Annotated in this window: 17 protein-coding genes; 10 read left to right on the forward strand and 7 right to left on the reverse strand. The window is 34.0% G+C overall.

The genetic code is table 11. The annotated features are described in order from the left end of the window. Window positions 1-22: 22 nt before the first annotated feature. Both atpB and AR685_RS02040 read right to left on the reverse strand, forming a co-directional pair. Window positions 23-1114: a F0F1 ATP synthase subunit A gene (gene atpB / locus AR685_RS02030; protein ID WP_059123566.1), complete on the reverse strand. Its 1092-nt coding sequence runs from the start codon at window positions 1112-1114 to the stop codon at window positions 23-25. 577 nt (window positions 1115-1691) lie between these two features. Next, window positions 1692-2768: a hypothetical protein gene (locus tag AR685_RS02040; RefSeq protein ID WP_131777586.1), complete on the reverse strand. Its 1077-nt coding sequence runs from the start codon at window positions 2766-2768 to the stop codon at window positions 1692-1694. Window positions 2769-3197: 429 nt separating this feature from the next. Here AR685_RS02040 and ffh point away from each other — a divergent pair, with 429 nt between their 5' ends. Beyond that, window positions 3198-4559 (forward strand): signal recognition particle protein, encoded by a 1362-nt coding sequence (gene ffh / locus AR685_RS02045; RefSeq protein WP_047444194.1) that lies wholly within the window; start codon window positions 3198-3200, stop codon window positions 4557-4559. A gap of 262 nt (window positions 4560-4821) precedes the next feature. Here the strand turns inward: ffh and AR685_RS02050 are convergent, their stop codons facing one another. The 4 genes from AR685_RS02050 to AR685_RS02065 all read right to left on the reverse strand — a co-directional run bounded on the left by AR685_RS02050 (window position 4822) and on the right by AR685_RS02065 (window position 8038). Beyond that, window positions 4822-5478, reverse strand: coding sequence for an outer membrane beta-barrel protein (locus AR685_RS02050; RefSeq protein ID WP_047444195.1), 657 nt, complete (start codon window positions 5476-5478; stop codon window positions 4822-4824). A gap of 209 nt (window positions 5479-5687) precedes the next feature. Next, a complete protein-coding gene (locus AR685_RS02055; RefSeq protein WP_047444196.1) occupies window positions 5688-6197 on the reverse strand; it encodes a hypothetical protein in 510 nt (169 codons plus the stop codon). A 129-nt stretch (window positions 6198-6326) separates the two neighbouring features. Continuing rightward, window positions 6327-6983, reverse strand: a complete 657-nt coding sequence (locus AR685_RS02060; RefSeq protein ID WP_047444197.1) for a porin family protein — start codon at window positions 6981-6983, stop codon at window positions 6327-6329. A gap of 101 nt (window positions 6984-7084) precedes the next feature. Continuing rightward, a complete protein-coding gene (locus AR685_RS02065; protein WP_059123567.1) occupies window positions 7085-8038 on the reverse strand; it encodes a PhoH family protein in 954 nt (317 codons plus the stop codon). Window positions 8039-8167: 129 nt separating this feature from the next. On the opposite strand from AR685_RS02065, the gene AR685_RS02070 reads away from it, so the two are divergent. From AR685_RS02070 to AR685_RS02100, 7 genes are all read left to right on the forward strand, one after another. Then, window positions 8168-8995: an S-adenosyl-l-methionine hydroxide adenosyltransferase family protein gene (locus AR685_RS02070; RefSeq protein WP_047444199.1), complete on the forward strand. Its 828-nt coding sequence runs from the start codon at window positions 8168-8170 to the stop codon at window positions 8993-8995. Between the two features lie 63 nt (window positions 8996-9058). Further along, a complete protein-coding gene (locus AR685_RS02075) occupies window positions 9059-10378 on the forward strand; it encodes a dihydrolipoamide acetyltransferase family protein (RefSeq protein WP_059123568.1) in 1320 nt (439 codons plus the stop codon). A gap of 252 nt (window positions 10379-10630) precedes the next feature. After that, the gene (locus AR685_RS02080) at window positions 10631-11995 is read left to right on the forward strand and encodes a chloride channel protein (protein WP_047444201.1); all 1365 of its coding nucleotides are present in this window, start codon (window positions 10631-10633) and stop codon (window positions 11993-11995) included. Between the two features lie 132 nt (window positions 11996-12127). Further along, window positions 12128-12469 carry a 30S ribosomal protein S6 gene (gene rpsF, locus AR685_RS02085; protein ID WP_047444202.1) on the forward strand — a complete coding sequence of 114 codons (342 nt, stop codon included), beginning with the start codon at window positions 12128-12130 and terminating at the stop codon, window positions 12467-12469. Window positions 12470-12501: 32 nt separating this feature from the next. Further along, window positions 12502-12804, forward strand: a complete 303-nt coding sequence (gene rpsR, locus AR685_RS02090; RefSeq protein ID WP_034757623.1) for a 30S ribosomal protein S18 — start codon at window positions 12502-12504, stop codon at window positions 12802-12804. 180 nt (window positions 12805-12984) lie between these two features. Beyond that, on the forward strand, window positions 12985-13503 hold the full coding sequence (gene rplI / locus AR685_RS02095; RefSeq protein ID WP_047444203.1) for a 50S ribosomal protein L9: 519 nt from the start codon (window positions 12985-12987) through the stop codon (window positions 13501-13503). Window positions 13504-13611: 108 nt separating this feature from the next. Continuing rightward, on the forward strand, window positions 13612-14973 hold the full coding sequence (locus AR685_RS02100; RefSeq protein WP_059123569.1) for an aldehyde dehydrogenase: 1362 nt from the start codon (window positions 13612-13614) through the stop codon (window positions 14971-14973). A gap of 33 nt (window positions 14974-15006) precedes the next feature. Here the strand turns inward: AR685_RS02100 and AR685_RS02105 are convergent, their stop codons facing one another. Next, window positions 15007-15591: a thioredoxin family protein gene (locus tag AR685_RS02105; RefSeq protein WP_059123570.1), complete on the reverse strand. Its 585-nt coding sequence runs from the start codon at window positions 15589-15591 to the stop codon at window positions 15007-15009. A 79-nt stretch (window positions 15592-15670) separates the two neighbouring features. Here AR685_RS02105 and AR685_RS02110 point away from each other — a divergent pair, with 79 nt between their 5' ends. Continuing rightward, window positions 15671-16555: a lysophospholipid acyltransferase family protein gene (locus tag AR685_RS02110; protein ID WP_047444205.1), complete on the forward strand. Its 885-nt coding sequence runs from the start codon at window positions 15671-15673 to the stop codon at window positions 16553-16555. A gap of 6 nt (window positions 16556-16561) precedes the next feature. Next, the gene (locus AR685_RS02115; protein ID WP_059123571.1) at window positions 16562-17545 is read left to right on the forward strand and encodes a glycosyltransferase family 2 protein; all 984 of its coding nucleotides are present in this window, start codon (window positions 16562-16564) and stop codon (window positions 17543-17545) included. The last annotated feature ends 132 nt before the right edge of the window (window positions 17546-17677 follow it).

The raw sequence follows: 17677 nt of genomic DNA on the forward strand, positions 1-17677 counted from the left end.
GTTTTAAACTAAATTCTATTTCTTAATGAGCATGCTCATGATCATGATCCTGAACAGCCATACCGATAAATAATGCTGACAACATCGTGAAAATATATGCCTGTAAGAACGCTACCAATACTTCCAGTAAATAAATTACTAAGGTAAGGAAAGGGAAAGCAACTCCGGCAATCACATTTTTAAACACATAGATCAAACCAATCAAACTCATTACAACGATGTGTCCTGCAGTCATGTTTGCAAAAAGACGAATCATCAATGCAAATGGCTTAGTGATGGTACCTAATAATTCAATTGGCAACATGATCAATTTCATTGGAACAGGAACTCCCGGCATCCAGAAGATGTGTTTCCAATAGTCTTTGTTTGCAGAAAATGTTGTAATTAAATACGTAAGGATTGCTAAGAAGAATGTCATGGTAATATTACCTGTAACATTGATTCCGAAAGGCATTAAACCTAATACGTTTAAGAATAATATAAAGAAGAATACCGTTAAAAGATACCCCATAAATCTTTTGTACTTGTGACCAATATTTGGAATAGCAACTTCGTCTCTCACAAAAATCACCAACGGCTCTAAGAATCTTGCAGCACCAGTAGGTATTTCTGACTTTTTATAAGATTTTGCCATTCCTCCAAATAACACCAACATAAAGATAGACACTAAAAGAATCATCAATACACTTTTGGTAATAGATAAATCAATTGGCTTTTCGTTGGTTGGGTGATGATCTTCACCCATTGTTAAAGTTCCTGCCGGATCCGTTTTGAAAATTTTCTCGTGATGAAGCTTATAATAAGAACCGTTGCTTTCTACAACATCACCGTGCATGAAACCTTCTTTGTTACTCATAAAAGAGTGGATTCCGTTATCATAAAAAATAACAGGAAGAGGAAAACCAATGTGGTGACCTTCTTTGTCAACCATCAATGTGAAATCGTGAGCATCTAATAAGTGATGATCGATAAACTCTTTGTTTTCTTTACTTACTTTGTCTTTTTCTGAAAGCTCTTGACCCGGAGTCTCTACAGCAGTAGCCTCACCATGCTGAGCAGACACTAGACTTAACATAAAAATACTGTAGAATAAAACTGCAAATTTCTTTAACATTGATAGGTTTTTTTCGTTGTGCAAAAATAGATTTTTTTTTCTAGTTTCAATAAATATTTTTACTGTTTTTTGTCATGATTAATCAACCTAATTGCATAATACGTAAGCAGAGTCGTTAATACAAAATAAGGTACGACAAAATGGAATTTATATCCAGGAATTGTTTCAAAATGAAGTTTATTCCTTATTAAATACATCAAACCGAATTTTAAAAGGATTAAACCGATAACCGCCAAACCCAAAAACTCAGGCACTACTCGATTAATTAAAATAATCATCGTAATCATCATCATAAACATTACGCTTAAAAAAAGATAAAATTTAACAATGATTATTTCGTCAAGATGAAAAACAAATTTCCACAGAGAAAAATGAATCAGAAATGTTAAAAAGAAAATTATAACAACAAGAATGTTAGGATTAGATTTCATGTGCAGATTTTATTTTCGTTTTCACAATTTAAAAACGAAGTATAATTTTTGTTTTTTGCAAAAATAATCTTTTTCGGAAATATTTCACTAGAATATCTACTACTGATTTTGAATCTTAAATTTTAGTATATTTCAAAAGTCTACCTTCATTTCTGCTCATTCAATCGATTAACTCTTTTATTAATCTGCACATCAGCAAACCAAGTCAGAAATCCGTAAATAAGCAAGAAAAAAGGAATTGTTATAATTATCAATAAAAAATAATAGCCGTGTTTGCTTTTTTGGTTCAATACCCAATCGATAAGATCATACGATAAAAAGAAAACTGTATAAAATAAAATCGCCACCACTAAAATTCCTAACGGAACGAGCCAATTGTATTTTTTAGGATATCTTTCTCTTCGATTTTTAAGCAGCTTCCAGTGAATAAAACCAGAAATAAAAGCAAAGATTAAAGCAATTCCCATCGGTTGCAATGTTAAAAGCATCGTTTGAAACCAATTGTATTGAGGAGTAAATTCAATTTTAAGATCGTTGTCAAAATTTTTAATTTTCCAGACGTACGCATTGTCAATTTTTGTAAAACCTCCTGCATTGCTAGATTCAACATTAATTTCATCTGACGGTTCCAGCAAAAACTCTACATTCTCAAATGATTTCCAGAATTTTGACGGATATAAAGAATATTCTAAAGTAAATTTTCTCTCGAAACCAAAGCGGTTTTGAGCTAGTTCTGCATCATAGTCAATAATAATCAGATTTTCACCCTTCCTTAATTTTGCCTTGAAATAAATAAGTTCATCCGGCTGAACTTCATAACTTTCATGTTCAACAAATTTTAATTCAAATCGATTGAGATTTTTTTGAATAAAAGATTTTGACTTTTTATCAATATCAATCTGATCTACGGTAACGTTGTTTACCAATATCTTTTGATTTGCATAAAGCTGTCTCCCTACAAAAACCAACGGAACTTCTTTCTCCACATCCGAAATAATTTGGTAGATCACATGGTAATGTGCATAATATCCTTCATCCCCTTTCAAAATTTTTACCACAATCTTTTCTTTCGAAACCCTGCAGTCTTTTATAGAATACATGGAGGAAGGAAGAGATCCATCAATATAAGGACTTGCCATATTACTGAATAACGATAAAGGAAAGAACAAAATTAAAAGAAACAAAAATTTCTTCTTCATACATGGTTGAGGGAGTGTATCCATTTTTCATTATTATGGGATAAATTTATGAAATTTTGATACATTTAAATAAAAAACAAATGAAATTTACAGCAACTCCGAGAAAACACAAAACTCTACTCTTTTTTCTTTCTATATTCTTACTTAACTGCAGATAATGTATATAAAGAAACCTAAAATGAATTTAAATGCATCGATAGTTATAAATAAACAATCCACAAGCTTTGCTGTACAAGAGGCAGATGATGAACCTCTTCCCCACTTTACATTTCTTCTTTCCGCTTTATGATGCACATCATTTTGGCTTACAGCAAAAACTATAAAAGAAAAATTTTAAAAGAAGAATTTGGACTCTAAAAATGAATCTAAAATATTGCAAACCAAAAACATTCAATAGCTCTTTTGTAGCTGACTGAAATTCCTTATTTTTGCAATCTATAATTTACAATCAATATGTTCAATAGTTTACAGGATAAATTAGACAAAGCACTTCACAATCTTTCCGGACGTGGAAAAATTACCGAAATCAACGTTGCGGAAACCGTAAAAGAGATTCGTAGAGCATTGGTAGATGCCGATGTTAACTATAAAGTTGCGAAAGATTTAACCAAAAGAGTTCAGGATAAAGCTTTAGGAGAAAACGTACTTACTTCTCTTACACCTGGACAATTGATGACAAAAATTGTTCATGATGAATTGGTAGATTTAATGGGTGGATCTCAGGAAGGAATTAATCTTTCTGGAAAACCTTCTGTAATTTTGATCGCGGGTCTTCAGGGCTCTGGTAAAACTACCTTTTCAGGAAAGCTTGCTAATTATTTAAAAACTAAAAGATCCAAGAAACCTTTATTGGTTGCGTGTGATGTTTACCGTCCTGCTGCAATCGATCAGTTGAAAGTTCTTGGTGGACAAATCGGAGTTCCGGTTTATACAGAAGAAGGTGCTACCAATCCTTCTACAATTGCTGAAAATGCAATAAGTTTCGCTAAATCTAACGGTCACGATGTAGTAATCGTCGATACTGCAGGTCGTTTGGCGATTGATGAGCAGATGATGAATGAGATTAAATCTGTTCATTATTTCATTAAACCAAACGAAACTCTATTTGTGGTTGACTCAATGACAGGTCAGGATGCCGTTAACACAGCGAAAGCATTTAACGATGCTTTAAATTTTGACGGAGTTGTTTTAACTAAATTAGACGGTGACACTCGTGGTGGAGCTGCTCTTACGATTCGTTCAGTAGTTGAAAAGCCGATCAAATTTATCTCTACCGGAGAAAAAATGGAAGCCTTAGACCTTTTCTACCCAGAAAGGATGGCTGACAGAATTTTAGGAATGGGAGACGTTGTTTCCTTGGTAGAAAGAGCTCAGGAGCAGTTTGACGAGGAGGAAGCAAAAAAACTTCACAAGAAAATTGCTAAAAACGAGTTTGGTTTTGATGATTTCTTAAAACAAATCAACCAGATCAAAAAAATGGGGAATATGAAAGACTTGATGGGAATGATTCCTGGAGTTGGTAAAGCCATTAAAGATGTTGAAATCAGCGATGATGCATTTAAACATATTGAAGCGATTATTTATTCGATGACACCTGACGAGAGAAGAAGACCTTCAATCATCAATACGCAGAGAAAAAACAGAATTGCCAAAGGTGCAGGAAGAAAAATTGAAGATGTAAATGCTTTGATGAAACAGTTTGACCAAATGGGGAAAATGATGAAAATGATGCAGGGACCACAAGGAAAACAAATGATGCAAATGATGAGCAAAATGCCAAATATGCCTGGAATGGGCGGAATGTTTGGAAAATAAGGACAATAGTTTCAAAACATACAACTCTCAGAATTCTCTGGGAGTTTTTTTATGCTTAATATTATTTTAAACTCAACCTAGAAGTCTATAGCAATCTAAAACTGATATTGCTTTTAGTATAACTGTACGGCGTCTGTCAGATTGAGCTTGTCAAAAATCTTTATGACTATTTATTTAAAACTTAGATAAATAATTCCAGTTCAAAGCAAAAAAAATCCTGAGAAAAAATCTCAGGATTTATATCAATTAAATGATTGTCTAATTACTTAGCGAATACATATTTAACACCGATACCTACGTTAGCAAGGTTTAAACCGAAGCTGTAGTTATTTGTAGCATCACCGTCTTTTGGTTTGAAGTTATTGTAACCAAATTCACCGATTGTAGCTTCGATAGTCCAGTTTTTGTTTAAGAAATAATCTAAACCTGGCTTAACAGTTACACCTACCTGAGTATATTTAGCTTCTGTAGATGTAGAAGTAGAAACTGTAGTTGTTCCGTTTGTAGATACAGAAGAATTTTCAGTTTCAGCTTTTCCAAACTGCATAGGTACTGCCAATTGACCGAAGAAATATAATTTATCAGACAATGTCCAGTATTTTCTAGCGAAAGGAGCTACAACAAATGCAGGGTATTTTTCAACTGAAGTGTTTACTGTAGTAATGTTTCCGATAGTTGTAGTGCTTACCGCAGTTGTTTTTTCTGTTTGGTAACCAACACCTAAACCTACTGCAAAGTTAGGAGCTACGAAAAATCCAGCTGTAGGAAGAACATTGAAGTTTTCAGTTTTCAAGTTTCCATTGTTAGTCTCTTCCTGAGAGTAACCAACAGATCCTGATAAATATACAGTTCCTTTAGCGATTTGAGCGTTTGATAAACCGAAAAGTGCTACAGCACTTGCAATTAATAATTTTTTCATTTTGAATAATTTTATACTTTCTGACTGCAAATGTATAGTGACGAAATCTAATATTAAAATTTGTTAACATGATAAAAATCACCCATGAACATTGACTTTTTTACATAAAGTACACAATAAATAGAATTAGCCATTTTTTTTTCAATGAATTCAAATAAAAAGCTTCAATTGTTCAATTGAAGCTTAGTATAGTTTTGTTTTTTGATATTTTATTTTAAATAGAAATTAACCCCGAAGTTGACTGCACCGAAATTAAATCGGTCATTACCATTCCAGTAATAATCACGATTTCTATATTTGCTGCTGATACTTTGGAATCCCAAATACAATTCTGCATTCCTCATCTGAAAACCTACTTTTGGTGCAATATACAAACCACTGTTTATATAATCTCTCGTAGAAATGGCTGCCCCTAAATCTAATGCTACAAAAAGAGGAAGTTTATCAAATTTATATTTTCCTGAAGCAGCAACGGGTACAAAACCAAAATCATCAACTCGATCTTTCCCGAAAAAATGAGAATACCCTGTAGTAGCACCAATATCTAAACCTTTAGTAATATTCCACATGTAAGCTGCATCAATTCCAATGGTAACACTAGCTGCATCTGCAGCATTTCCTAGCGGAGCACCCACGTGTCCTCCCAATTTAAAACCTTCCTGTGCATGAGCAGCTCCTCCGAATACCGCAAATGCACCTAGTAATAATAGTTTTTTCATTTTACTTAATTAAAATTTGTTATTCACTTAATGACTCACCTTACAGCAAAAAAAGTGCCGCAAGGTACCACATCACAAAAAAAAGCAGAACAAAATTGTCCTGCTAATTGTATCTAATTCATTTTGAATCTAGTTTCCTCCAAATTTAAATCCTACACCAACCTGTAAGAAACTATTCGTAATTTTCCCTTCACTTTTAGATAAGTCTGAAATACCATAATTATACCTCGCATCAAAAAACAACCCATTTTCCAACATGAATTCAGCACCTAAAAACGGTGCAATATTTAAAGTATTAACATCATCTTTAATATCCACTTCATCATCTCCTTCAAGTTCTAAACCTGGAATTCCAATCCCTGCATCAATAACAGTTTTTTGTTTTGCAGAAAGTATAACTCCGAAACTCGCACCAAGGGCTACTGATAAATTTTCTGTGATAAAATATTTTGCTGAAACCGGAATTAATAGAGTTCCAAATGTAACTTTCGATTTTTCTCTAAAATAAAGCTGTCCCTCACTGACATTGTAATCCTCTTTTCCTCCTAAAGGTGAATACAATAATTCTCCCTGTATACCAAATGTATCGCTAAATTTGTGCTCTACAAGCCCACCAACATAAAAAGTATGTGAAGGATCTGTTGTTCTTTCTTCTAAATCATCCTGATCTCCATCTACCTTTAACATGGTTAGAGAATACCCAGCTTTAACACCAAATCTTGTTTCTTGAGCTTTTACAGCAACTCCCATCAAAACAACAGAAGCAACCAATAATAATTTTTTCATAGTTTATATTTTTAACAAATTTTATGATTCCAAATATATCAATTTTTATGGATTCACAAAATATTTTCAAACTTTTCTGAAAAAACTTACTGATTCTATTATTACCTCATTTTTTTATCTTCTTCGTTGTAGGCCAAGATAATTTTTTTCACCACTGGATGACGTACCACATCTTCCTCCGTTAAGTACACAAAACCAATTTCTTTTACATCCTTCAAAATCCTCATCGCCTCCTTTAAACCTGAATGCTGTTTTGGAGGTAAGTCAATCTGTGTAGGATCTCCTGTTATAATAAATTTGGCATTCATACCCATTCTTGTCAGAAACATTTTCATTTGTGCATGGGTAGTATTCTGAGCTTCATCCAAAATGACAAATGCATCATCAAGCGTTCTACCTCTCATAAAAGCCAAAGGAGCAACTTCAATAACTTTCTTCTCTATAAAACCTTCTAATTTCTCATGAGGAATCATATCGCGGAGTGCATCATATAAAGGCTGTAAATAAGGATCAAGTTTCTCCTTCAAATCTCCCGGTAAAAATCCTAAACTCTCCCCTGCTTCTACGGCAGGTCTTGTCAGTACAATTCTTTTCACCTCTTTATCTCTTAAAGCTCTTGCTGCCAAGGCTACACTCGTATACGTCTTACCTGTTCCTGCAGGTCCGATCGCAAAAACCATATCTTTTTTCTCGGTTTCTTTTACAAGCCGTTTTAAATTGGTGGTTTTCGCTTTGATAATTTTTCCGTTAACCCCTTTTACAATGATATCCTGATCAAAAACCAAATGTTTTTCATTTTCATCTTTGAGATTAAGAAAATTTTCAATGTCTTTGAGACTTATAGAATTGTTTTTTGAAATAAAACTGACAATATCATCAAGTTTTTGTTTAAATATATCAAGGGCTTCCTGATTTCCCATCGCGAAAATATGATGATCTCTGCCCGTGATTTTAAGTGTTGGAAAGCTGGATTTTATTAAATTGAAATATTGGTTATTAACTCCGTAAAAGTTTTTTGCATCAATATCTTCTAGATCGTACGTTAATTCGAACATGCAAATTTTTTTATTGTTTAGATTTTTAAATTTAAAAGTTTTTTTTCAGATTTAAATCAAATTCTTATCCACATTAATTATTTCTTTCCTTTTATTTTAGATAAATTTGCAGTTCTATCAGATTTATCCATGTCAATCATTACCCTCACCTCAGATTTCGGACGTTTAGATTACAGAGTTTCGGCTATGAAAGGAAAAATTCTGTCTTTAAATCCTAAAGTCAATAGTGTTGATATCAGTCATGATATCCAGGCGTATAACCTGATTCAGACCTCTTACATCGTAAGAAATGCCTACAGATATTTCCCAAAAAAAACCATTCATATTATCGCTGTTGATAGTTTTTTTCATAAATCTAGAAGAAATATTTTATACAAAGCTGACGGATCATACTTTTTAGCAGCAGACAACGGCTTACTGAGTTTGATTTTTTTTGATATTAAGCCTGAAGCGATATATGAAATCACACTCAACAACAGATTTGATGATGTTGTTAATTTCACCTCGACGGATGTTTTCGTTCCTGTTGCAGTACATCTGGCCAACGGTGGACTTCCCGAAGTTATCGGAAGAAAAATCGAAGATGTTAAACAGCTTTTATTCCCCAAACCGGTTTATAATGAGACAGAAAAGATGATTATCGGCGAAGTAATGTACATTGATAATTTCGGAAACATAATATCAAATATCAGTAAGGAATTCTTTGAAACATTAGCGAAAGGTTTCGAAAAATTCACTATAAAGTTCAGAAATTTAAGTTTATCAAAAATCTACTCAAGTCATACTGAGGTGGTCACCGATTGGGACAGAGAAACTGAATACCATGGGCAATCAGCAGCCATTTTTAACGATAGCCAACAGCTCGAATTAACTATTTACAAAGGCAGTAAAAAGAACGGTGCCAAAACTCTTTTCGGATTAAATGTTGGTGAAAATATTTACATCGAATTTTTCTAAAATTATCTATTTCATAAAAAAACCGATTTTTTTTATATATTTGTCAAAATCTAAAATTAGAAAATGGCAGAATACAAATTATTGCTTCCTTCTATGGGTGAAGGCGTGATGGAAGCTACGGTGATCACTTGGTTATTCAATGAAGGTGATCAGGTAAAAGAAGATGATTCGGTAGTTGAAATTGCAACAGACAAGGTAGATTCGGATGTTCCGACACCAGTTTCGGGGAAAATCATAAAGATTTTAAAACAAAAAGACGAAGTTGCAAAAGTAGGTGAAGCCATCGCTATTTTAGAAATTGAAGGAGAAGGCGGAAGTACAGCTTCAGAAGAAGTAAAAACTGAAACCCCAACTCCTGATGCAGAAACAATTAAAGCAATTGAAGAGCCTTTAAATCCAACCGCTACTTCTCATGTAGAATTTTCAGGAGATCTTTACCTTTCTCCACTTGTAAAATCTATTGCTCAACAGGAAAACATTTCTGAATCTGAACTAAAAACCATCAAAGGAAGTGGTTTGGAAGGAAGAATCACCAAAGAAGATATACTATCACACGTTTCCAACAGAGGAAACCAGCCTCAACAGGCAGTTCAACAACAAACTGCTCCTACGCAGACAGTGTCTACTCCACCAGCAGTAACTTCAGCTCCGGCATCTACAATTTCTGTAGCTGCGGGTGACGAGATCATTCCAATGGACAGAATGAGAAAAATCATCGCTGAAAACATGGTTAAGGCAAAACACATTGCTCCACACGTCACTTCTTTCATCGAAACCGACGTAACTAACGTTGTAAAATGGAGAGCAAAGAACAAAGATATGTTCGAAAAACGTGAAGGTGAAAAACTGACGTTCATGCCGATTTTTGTAAAAGCAATTGTAAAGGCAATCCAGGATTTCCCAATGATCAATGTTTCTATTAATGGTGATAATATCATTAAGAAGAAAAATATCAATATCGGTATGGCAACTGCTTTGCCAGACGGAAATCTTATTGTTCCTGTCATCAAAAATGCAGATCAGCTGTCATTGTCAGGTTTAGCAAAAGCCATCAACGATTTAGCGTACAGAGCAAGAAATAAAAAATTAAGACCTGAAGATACTCAGGGTGCGACATACACCATTTCTAACGTAGGAAGCTTTGGAAATCTAATGGGAACACCTATTATTCCTCAGCCTCAGGTGGCGATTATGGCCATCGGAGCTATTGTTAAAAAACCTGCAGTTCTTGAAACGAAAGATGGTGATGTTATCGCAATCCGTCAGTTGATGTTTATGTCTCACTCTTACGATCACAGAGTAGTAGACGGTTCTCTAGGTGGAATGATGCTAAAACATGTTCACGATTACCTTCAAAACTGGGATTTGAACACTGAGATATAAGTAATGAATTGGTAATGAATAATTACCTTCAATTTAATATAGCCTTCGATTTTTTTTTCGGAGGCTTTTTTTTGAATTTGAAATTCTTTGTTTTAAACAATAGCAGAATAATCTAAGTCCAATATAATACGTGAGAGGTGTAGATTAAATTAAAGCGATCTCTACCGCACAGTCATTACGAATTTCAAAATTCACACATCTAAATTTGATTAAAAATTTTCATATTCGTAAAAAATAATTTAGATTTGATGCATGCGTAGAATTTTCATCTACTTCCGCCAAGGTCTTAAAACATCTTTCGATAACATCCGAAACGAACAACTGAAGTATAACCTGCTTCAGGCAATTCCCTTTTGGATAGGGTCGGTGATTACCGGTTTTTTTGCGGTAATGTATGCCAAAATATTTGCTTGGGGAGAAAATCTCCTTCATTTTATCCTCAACTGGCACGACTGGATGATTTTTTTTATCGCTCCAGTCGGCTTTGTCCTTTCCTGGTGGCTGGTCAAAGAATTTGCACCATACGCAAAGGGCAGTGGAATTCCGCAAGTGATGGCAGCCGTTGAATTAGCCAATCCAAAAGAACACAAGAAAATAAGAAGTCTTTTAAGTTTAAAAATCATTGTTTTTAAAATTATCTCATCCGTTGTTTTGGTTATCGGAGGTGGTGCTGTAGGTCGTGAAGGTCCAACGATTCAGATTGCAGGATCAGTTTTCAGAAAAGTGAATGAATACTTACCACAATGGTGGCCAAAAATTTCAAAGAAAAACATGATCATGACAGGTGCAGCAGCAGGATTGGCAGCTGCTTTTAATACACCTCTCGGCGGCATTGTTTTTGCAGTAGAGGAACTATCAAAAACACATATCAACTACTTTAAAACAGCCCTGTTTACGGCTGTGATTATTGCGGGTTTAACGGCACAGACTTTAGCAGGTTCATATTTATATTTAGGATATCCAAAAACCAATGATGTTTCATTAATGGTCATGTTTCCGATTATTCTTGTTGGTGGTGTGGCAGGAATTTTAGCAAGTCAGCTTTCTGTAACCATGCTTAAAATGAATGACTGGAAAAAGAGAAAATTAAAAACCGATAAAGCCAACGTTTTATTTCTCGTGGGTTGTGCTTTACTAATCGCTTGTATCTCTTTTTTTATAAGTCGCGAAATTTTAGGTTCAGGAAAAGAAATCATGGAAAGGGTACTTTTCACTCAGGACAAACATGAAGACTGGTATGTTCCTATTCTAAGAATGTTGGGGCCAGCATTATCCTTTACGTCCGGCGGTGCTGGTGGAATTTTTGCTCCGGCTTTAACAGCGGGCGCAAGTATCGGTTCTGTGATTTCAGGCGCCATTCATTTAACGCCAAATGAGACCAACGTTGTGATTCTTGCCGGAATGGTTGCTTTTCTTACAGGTATCACGAGAGCACCATTTACATCTGCTATTATTGTTTTGGAAATGACAGACAGACATTCGCTGATTTTTCATTTAATGTTGGCAGGAATGGTCTCTTCCATTGCTTCTATTTTAGTGAGCAGACATTCTCTGTACGATGTTTTGAAGGTGAATTTTCTTGCAGAAATCAGAAGCAAAGAAAATGAAACAGTCTAAATTTTTCTACCCCAGCAAGAATTTTTGTAAATCATCAAATTATTTTCACCATATAATATCTGATTTATTGTGTATTACAAATATAATTCATATTTTTGCACCTCGAAATAATTAACAAATTCATTTAACATTATGAACAATTACGAAACTGTTTTCATTTTAACTCCCGTTCTATCTGAAGCTCAGGTGGAGGAAGCAGTGAACAAGTATGTAGATCTTTTAAAAGAAAAGAACTGTGAGATTGTCACTAAAGAAAATTGGGGATTGAAGAAATTAGCTTATCCGATTCAATTAAAAAAGAACGGATTCTACACTTTAATCGAGTTTAAAGGTGAAGGAACTGTAGTTGCTGACTTAGAATTGGCATTCAAACGTGACGAAAGAGTAATTCGTTACTTAACTACAAAACTAGACAAGCACGCTGTAGAGTATGCTGTAACTAGAAGAACTAAACTTAAAGCTTCAAGAGCTTAATATTACTAACCCAAATTTAAAAAGACAAAGACATGGCAATAGATGATATGGCTAAACAAGCCTCTGCTGGAGGTGAATCTGAAGTAAAATTCCTTACTCCACTTGATATCAATACAAAAACTGATAAAAAGTACTGTAGATTCAAAAAATTCGGAATCAAGCACGTTGATTACAAAGACGCTGATTTCTTATTACAGTTCGTTAACGAACAAGGTAAAATCTTACCAAGAAGATACACTGGTACTTCTCTAAAATACCAAAGAAAAGTTTCTTCGGCTATCAAAAGAGCAAGACACCTTGCAATGATGCCTTACGTAGCTGACTTATTAAAATAAGACAAAAAGAAACAAGAGAAAAGAGAAAAGATCTTGATCTTTTTCTCTTTTTTTAAGTTGCTGAATAAATAATTAATTCTAACGATTTTTAGATTGAAGAAAAGAAATAATTTTTAAGACAACAGTCTTTTTTCTTTTTTCTTTGTTCTTTTCTCTAAAACTAAAAAACGGACAACAACAATGGAAATTATCCTTAAAAAAGACGTAGAAAATTTAGGTCTTGAATTCGATACAGTAAATGTAAAACCAGGTTACGCAAGAAACTTCTTGTTACCTCAAGGAATCGCTCTTTTAGCTACACCTAAAAACAAAGCGACTTTGGAAGCTACGTTGGAAGCTAGAAAAGAAGAAGAGGCTAAATTAATCGCTGCTGCAAACGCGGTAGTTGATCAATTGAAGAAAACTTCTGTTACTATTCCTGCAAAAGTAGGTTCTGGTGACAAATTATTCGGATCTATCAACAATGCAGATCTTTCTGCAGCATTGGCTAAAGCTGGTGTACAAGTTGAGAAAAAATACATCAAAATCCCAGGAAACACGATCAAGAGAACTGGTAAAGTAACTGCAGTTGTAAGACTTCACAGAAATGTAGAGTACAACTTCGAGTTTGATGTAGTATCTGATGCTCCGGTAGAAGCTCCTAAACCTGCTGCTCCTAAAGCTGCAAAAGTAGAAGAAACTCCAGCTGAAGAAGCTTAAGATTCTAAAGAGATTTTCTCAAATATATAACCACTTCGCAAGGAGTGGTTTTTTTATGGGTATACTTTGGCATATTTTTTACCGTAATTGACTTTCAATATATAAAGAATGAATTACCAAGATACACTCCACACCCAAAGGGAATTTTTCAACACTCAAAAAACGAAGAATGTAAAATTCAGAAAGATGTATCTCGAAAAGCTGAGAGATCTAATAACTCAGAATGAAAATCTGCTGTACGAAGCAATTGATAAAGATTTTGGGAAATCTAAATTTGAAACATATGTTACCGAGATTTCATTTGTTTTAAAAGATATTGATTATTATCTGAAAAATTTAAACTCTCTCTCGAAACCAAAAAAAGTCACTACCAATTTAGCCAATCAAATTGCGACCAGTAAAATTCATCCAGAGCCACTTGGCTGCACCTTGGTTATCGGAGCCTGGAATTACCCTTACCAGCTTTCTTTATCACCTCTAATTGCTTCTATTGCCGCCGGAAACTGTTGTATCTTAAAACCCAGTGAAATTGCTGAGCATACGATGAGAGCTATGGCGAAAATCATCAATGAGAATTTTCCACCGGAATATATTCACGTTTTTGAAGGCGGAATTGATGAAACAACTGAAATTTTAAAATTAAAATTCGATAAAATATTCTTTACCGGAAGTACGAAGGTCGGAAAAATCGTCTATAAAGCCGCAGCAGAACATTTGACTCCGGTAACATTAGAATTAGGTGGAAAATCGCCTGTAATCGTTACTAAAGATGCTAATATAGAGGTTGCGGCCAAAAGAATTATTTGGGGGAAGTTTTTAAATGCCGGGCAAACCTGTGTGGCACCAGATTACGTTTTAGTTGAAGAATCTGTGAAAGAACAATTTTTAGAAATGCTGAGGAAATATATCACAGAATTTAAATATGAGTCAAACTCCGAGCAATACACAAGAATTATCAATAAGAAAAACTTTGAAAGGATTACTCAATTAGTAAATTCTCACAAGGTATATTTTGGAGGAAATTTTAATGAACAAAATCTTCATATTGAACCAACAATATTACACAATATCAACTGGGAAGATGATGTGATGCAAGAAGAAATTTTCGGTCCCTTACTTCCCGTAATTTCTTTTATTAATTTTCATCAGGTTTTAAATTCAGTTTTAGAAATGGAAAAGCCGCTCTCTGCATACATCTTTACGAATAATGATGAAGAAAAAAATCTTTTTATTCAGAAATTATCGTTCGGAGGTGGCTGCATTAACGATGTGGTCATGCATTTAGGAAACGACAATCTTCCCTTTGGCGGAGTAGGAAACTCGGGAATGGGAAGCTACCATGGAAAATTTGGTTTTGAAACTTTTTCACATCAGAAAGCCGTTCTAGACCGTGCAACCTGGGGCGAACCAGACTTGAAGTATCCACCCTACTCTGAAAATAAAATAAAGTGGATCAAGAAACTTTTGTAAAATAAAAAAACCGAGAATATTCTCGGTTTTTTGTTATGATTTTGTTGTCCAGGTATTGAAAAATTCTTTTACTTTTTCCAGACTGTAGCCTTTTCCTTCTTCCAGAACATCACTTTTCTGTACGTGGATCATTTTACCGTTTTGATCTAGAACAATAAATACCGGATAACCGAATTGATCTCCCGGATTTCCGTATTTAGAAAAAACTTTTTCGTTTTTATTTTCCGGCGAGTAATTGAGATGATAATACAGATAATTATCATCTACCAGTTTCTTCAACTCAGGAGTTGTCTGTACATACTGATTGAATCTCAAACACCAGATGCACCAGTTTCCACCTGCCTGAATCATAATATTCTTCTTTTCCTTTTTAGCCTTGGCTATCAAATTTTCAATATCTTTTTCTGCATCAGCTTTTGCATCATAAGGCTTCGGAAGTTTTGCTTTTTCTTCAGCCGCTTTTTTCTTTGCTTCAAGTTCCTGATGATCAGTTTTTACGATTAAAGCTTTCTTATCAGAATTCTTACCTTCCGGCGTAATCTTTATATCTTGTGCAAATACAAAACTTCCCAATGTAAGAAAACTAAGTATTGCTAAATTTTGTGAAATCTTTTTCATACTATAAAATTAAAAAAATAATACTTAACTGCAGCAAAAATGAAACCATAATTTTATTATTACTAAATTTGTAAACTTTATGAATTTTCTGATAAAAATACTTTACCTCATTTCAAAAATGCCGCTAAGAATATTGTATATTTTTTCGGACATTATTTTCTTTCTCAATTATTACTTTGTAGGATATAGAAAGAAGATTATCACTAAGAATCTCAAAAATTCCTTCCCTGAAAAATCTGACGAAGAAATTGCTCAGATTAGAAAGAAATTCTACTTAAATTTCTCAGATTACTTAGCTGAAACTATTAAGTCTTTTACCATGTCTGAAACGGAAACGAAAGTAAGAATGCAGCACATTAATCAGCATTTATTTCATGAAGCAAAGGCAGAAGGGAAAAATATTATTCTTCTTGCAGGTCATGTTTTCAATTGGGAATGGATGAATACTTTGGCCACAATCGTTCCACAAAACAACTGTCATCCTGTCTACAGAAGAGTAAACAGTAATTTCTGGGAAGACCAGATGAAGAAAGTGAGAAGCAAGTTTGGAAATGTTGCATTGGAAGCCAATGAGGTAATTCTTAATATTTTCAGAAATAAAAATGATGGAGATTCTATCTATCTTTTTGTTGCTGATCAAACACCACACGTTGCACACGTTAATTACGGGTTAGAATTTCTTAATCAAAGAACACCTGCATTTATTGGTTATGATAAATTGGCAACAAGAATGGATCTCGTTTTTATTTACACAGAAATGAGAAAAGTAAAGCGGGGACATTATCAAATCAACTATCACAGGATGGAACCTGAAGGAGAAAAATTCGTGAACAATGAAGTTGTAAAAAAGTTTCATCAATTATTAGAAAACACCATAAAAAAAAGACCCGATAATTATCTTTGGTCTCACAGAAAATGGAAATATCAGGATTCTATCAAAACTTTTGATTCTGAAAAAATTTAAATATCAATGTCAGAAAAATTAGCCATTGTCATTCTCAACTGGAACGGTAAAAGTTGGTTAGAGAAATTTCTTCCGAGCGTAGTTACCTATTCTGAGAATGCTGAAATCTATGTCATCGATAATTTTTCTGATGACGATTCTGTCAATTTTTTAAAAACTGAATTTCCAATTGTAAAAATTGTGATAAATGACAAAAATTACGGTTTTGCAGGTGGGTATAATGAAGGTTTGAAAAAAATTGATGCGGAATATTACTGTCTCTTAAATTCAGATGTAGAAGTCACCGAAAACTGGATTGAACCTATTTTAAATTTATTCAAGAAAAATCCTGAAATTGCAGCCATTCAGCCTAAAATTTTATCACAAAGTCGTAAAAATTACTTCGAATTTGCCGGAGCAGCAGGTGGTCTGATTGATAATTTGGGATATCCATACTGTAGAGGACGAATTTTTGATGACGTCGAAGAAGATAAAGGCCAATATGAGGACCAGGTTGAAATTTTCTGGGCTTCGGGATGCTGCCTTTTTATCAGATCTAAAGATTTCCGAGACCAAAATGGCTTTGATGAGAGATTTTTTGCGCATCAGGAAGAAATCGATTTATGTTGGAGATTAATAAATTCGGGGAGAAAAATATACTACAGCGGACAATCAAAAGTATATCACGTAGGTGGGGGAACTTTAAATAAACAGAGTCCACAAAAGACGTTTCTCAACATTAGAAATAATCTCTCAATGATGTTGAAAAACCTTCCTTTTCCAAACGTGATTTGGGTTCTGTTTTTCAGAATGGTTCTTGACGGAGCAGCTGCGTTTTATTTTGCTTATAAAAATGGATTATCACATCTATGGGCAGTTCTACGTGGACATTTTGGTTTCTATGCCCAAGTTCCGGGAACTTTAAAATTAAGACAGAAAAATCAAATCAAAAAGTACTACCAAACGGAATGGCTTATTTTTAAGCATTTTTTGGGTAGTAAAAAAGCTTAAAGTGTGAAAAAATAAAAATAATTTTCACCACAAAAGCGACAGAAAAATTAAAAACTACAAAAATTTTGGTAAAAAGTAAAGAACTTATTTTTCCCAATTTTTGAAAATCATTTAAAGTAATTAAAGCTTTTG

It is taken from the genome of Chryseobacterium sp. JAH (assembly GCF_001507335.1).
Taxonomy (GTDB): domain Bacteria; phylum Bacteroidota; class Bacteroidia; order Flavobacteriales; family Weeksellaceae; genus Chryseobacterium.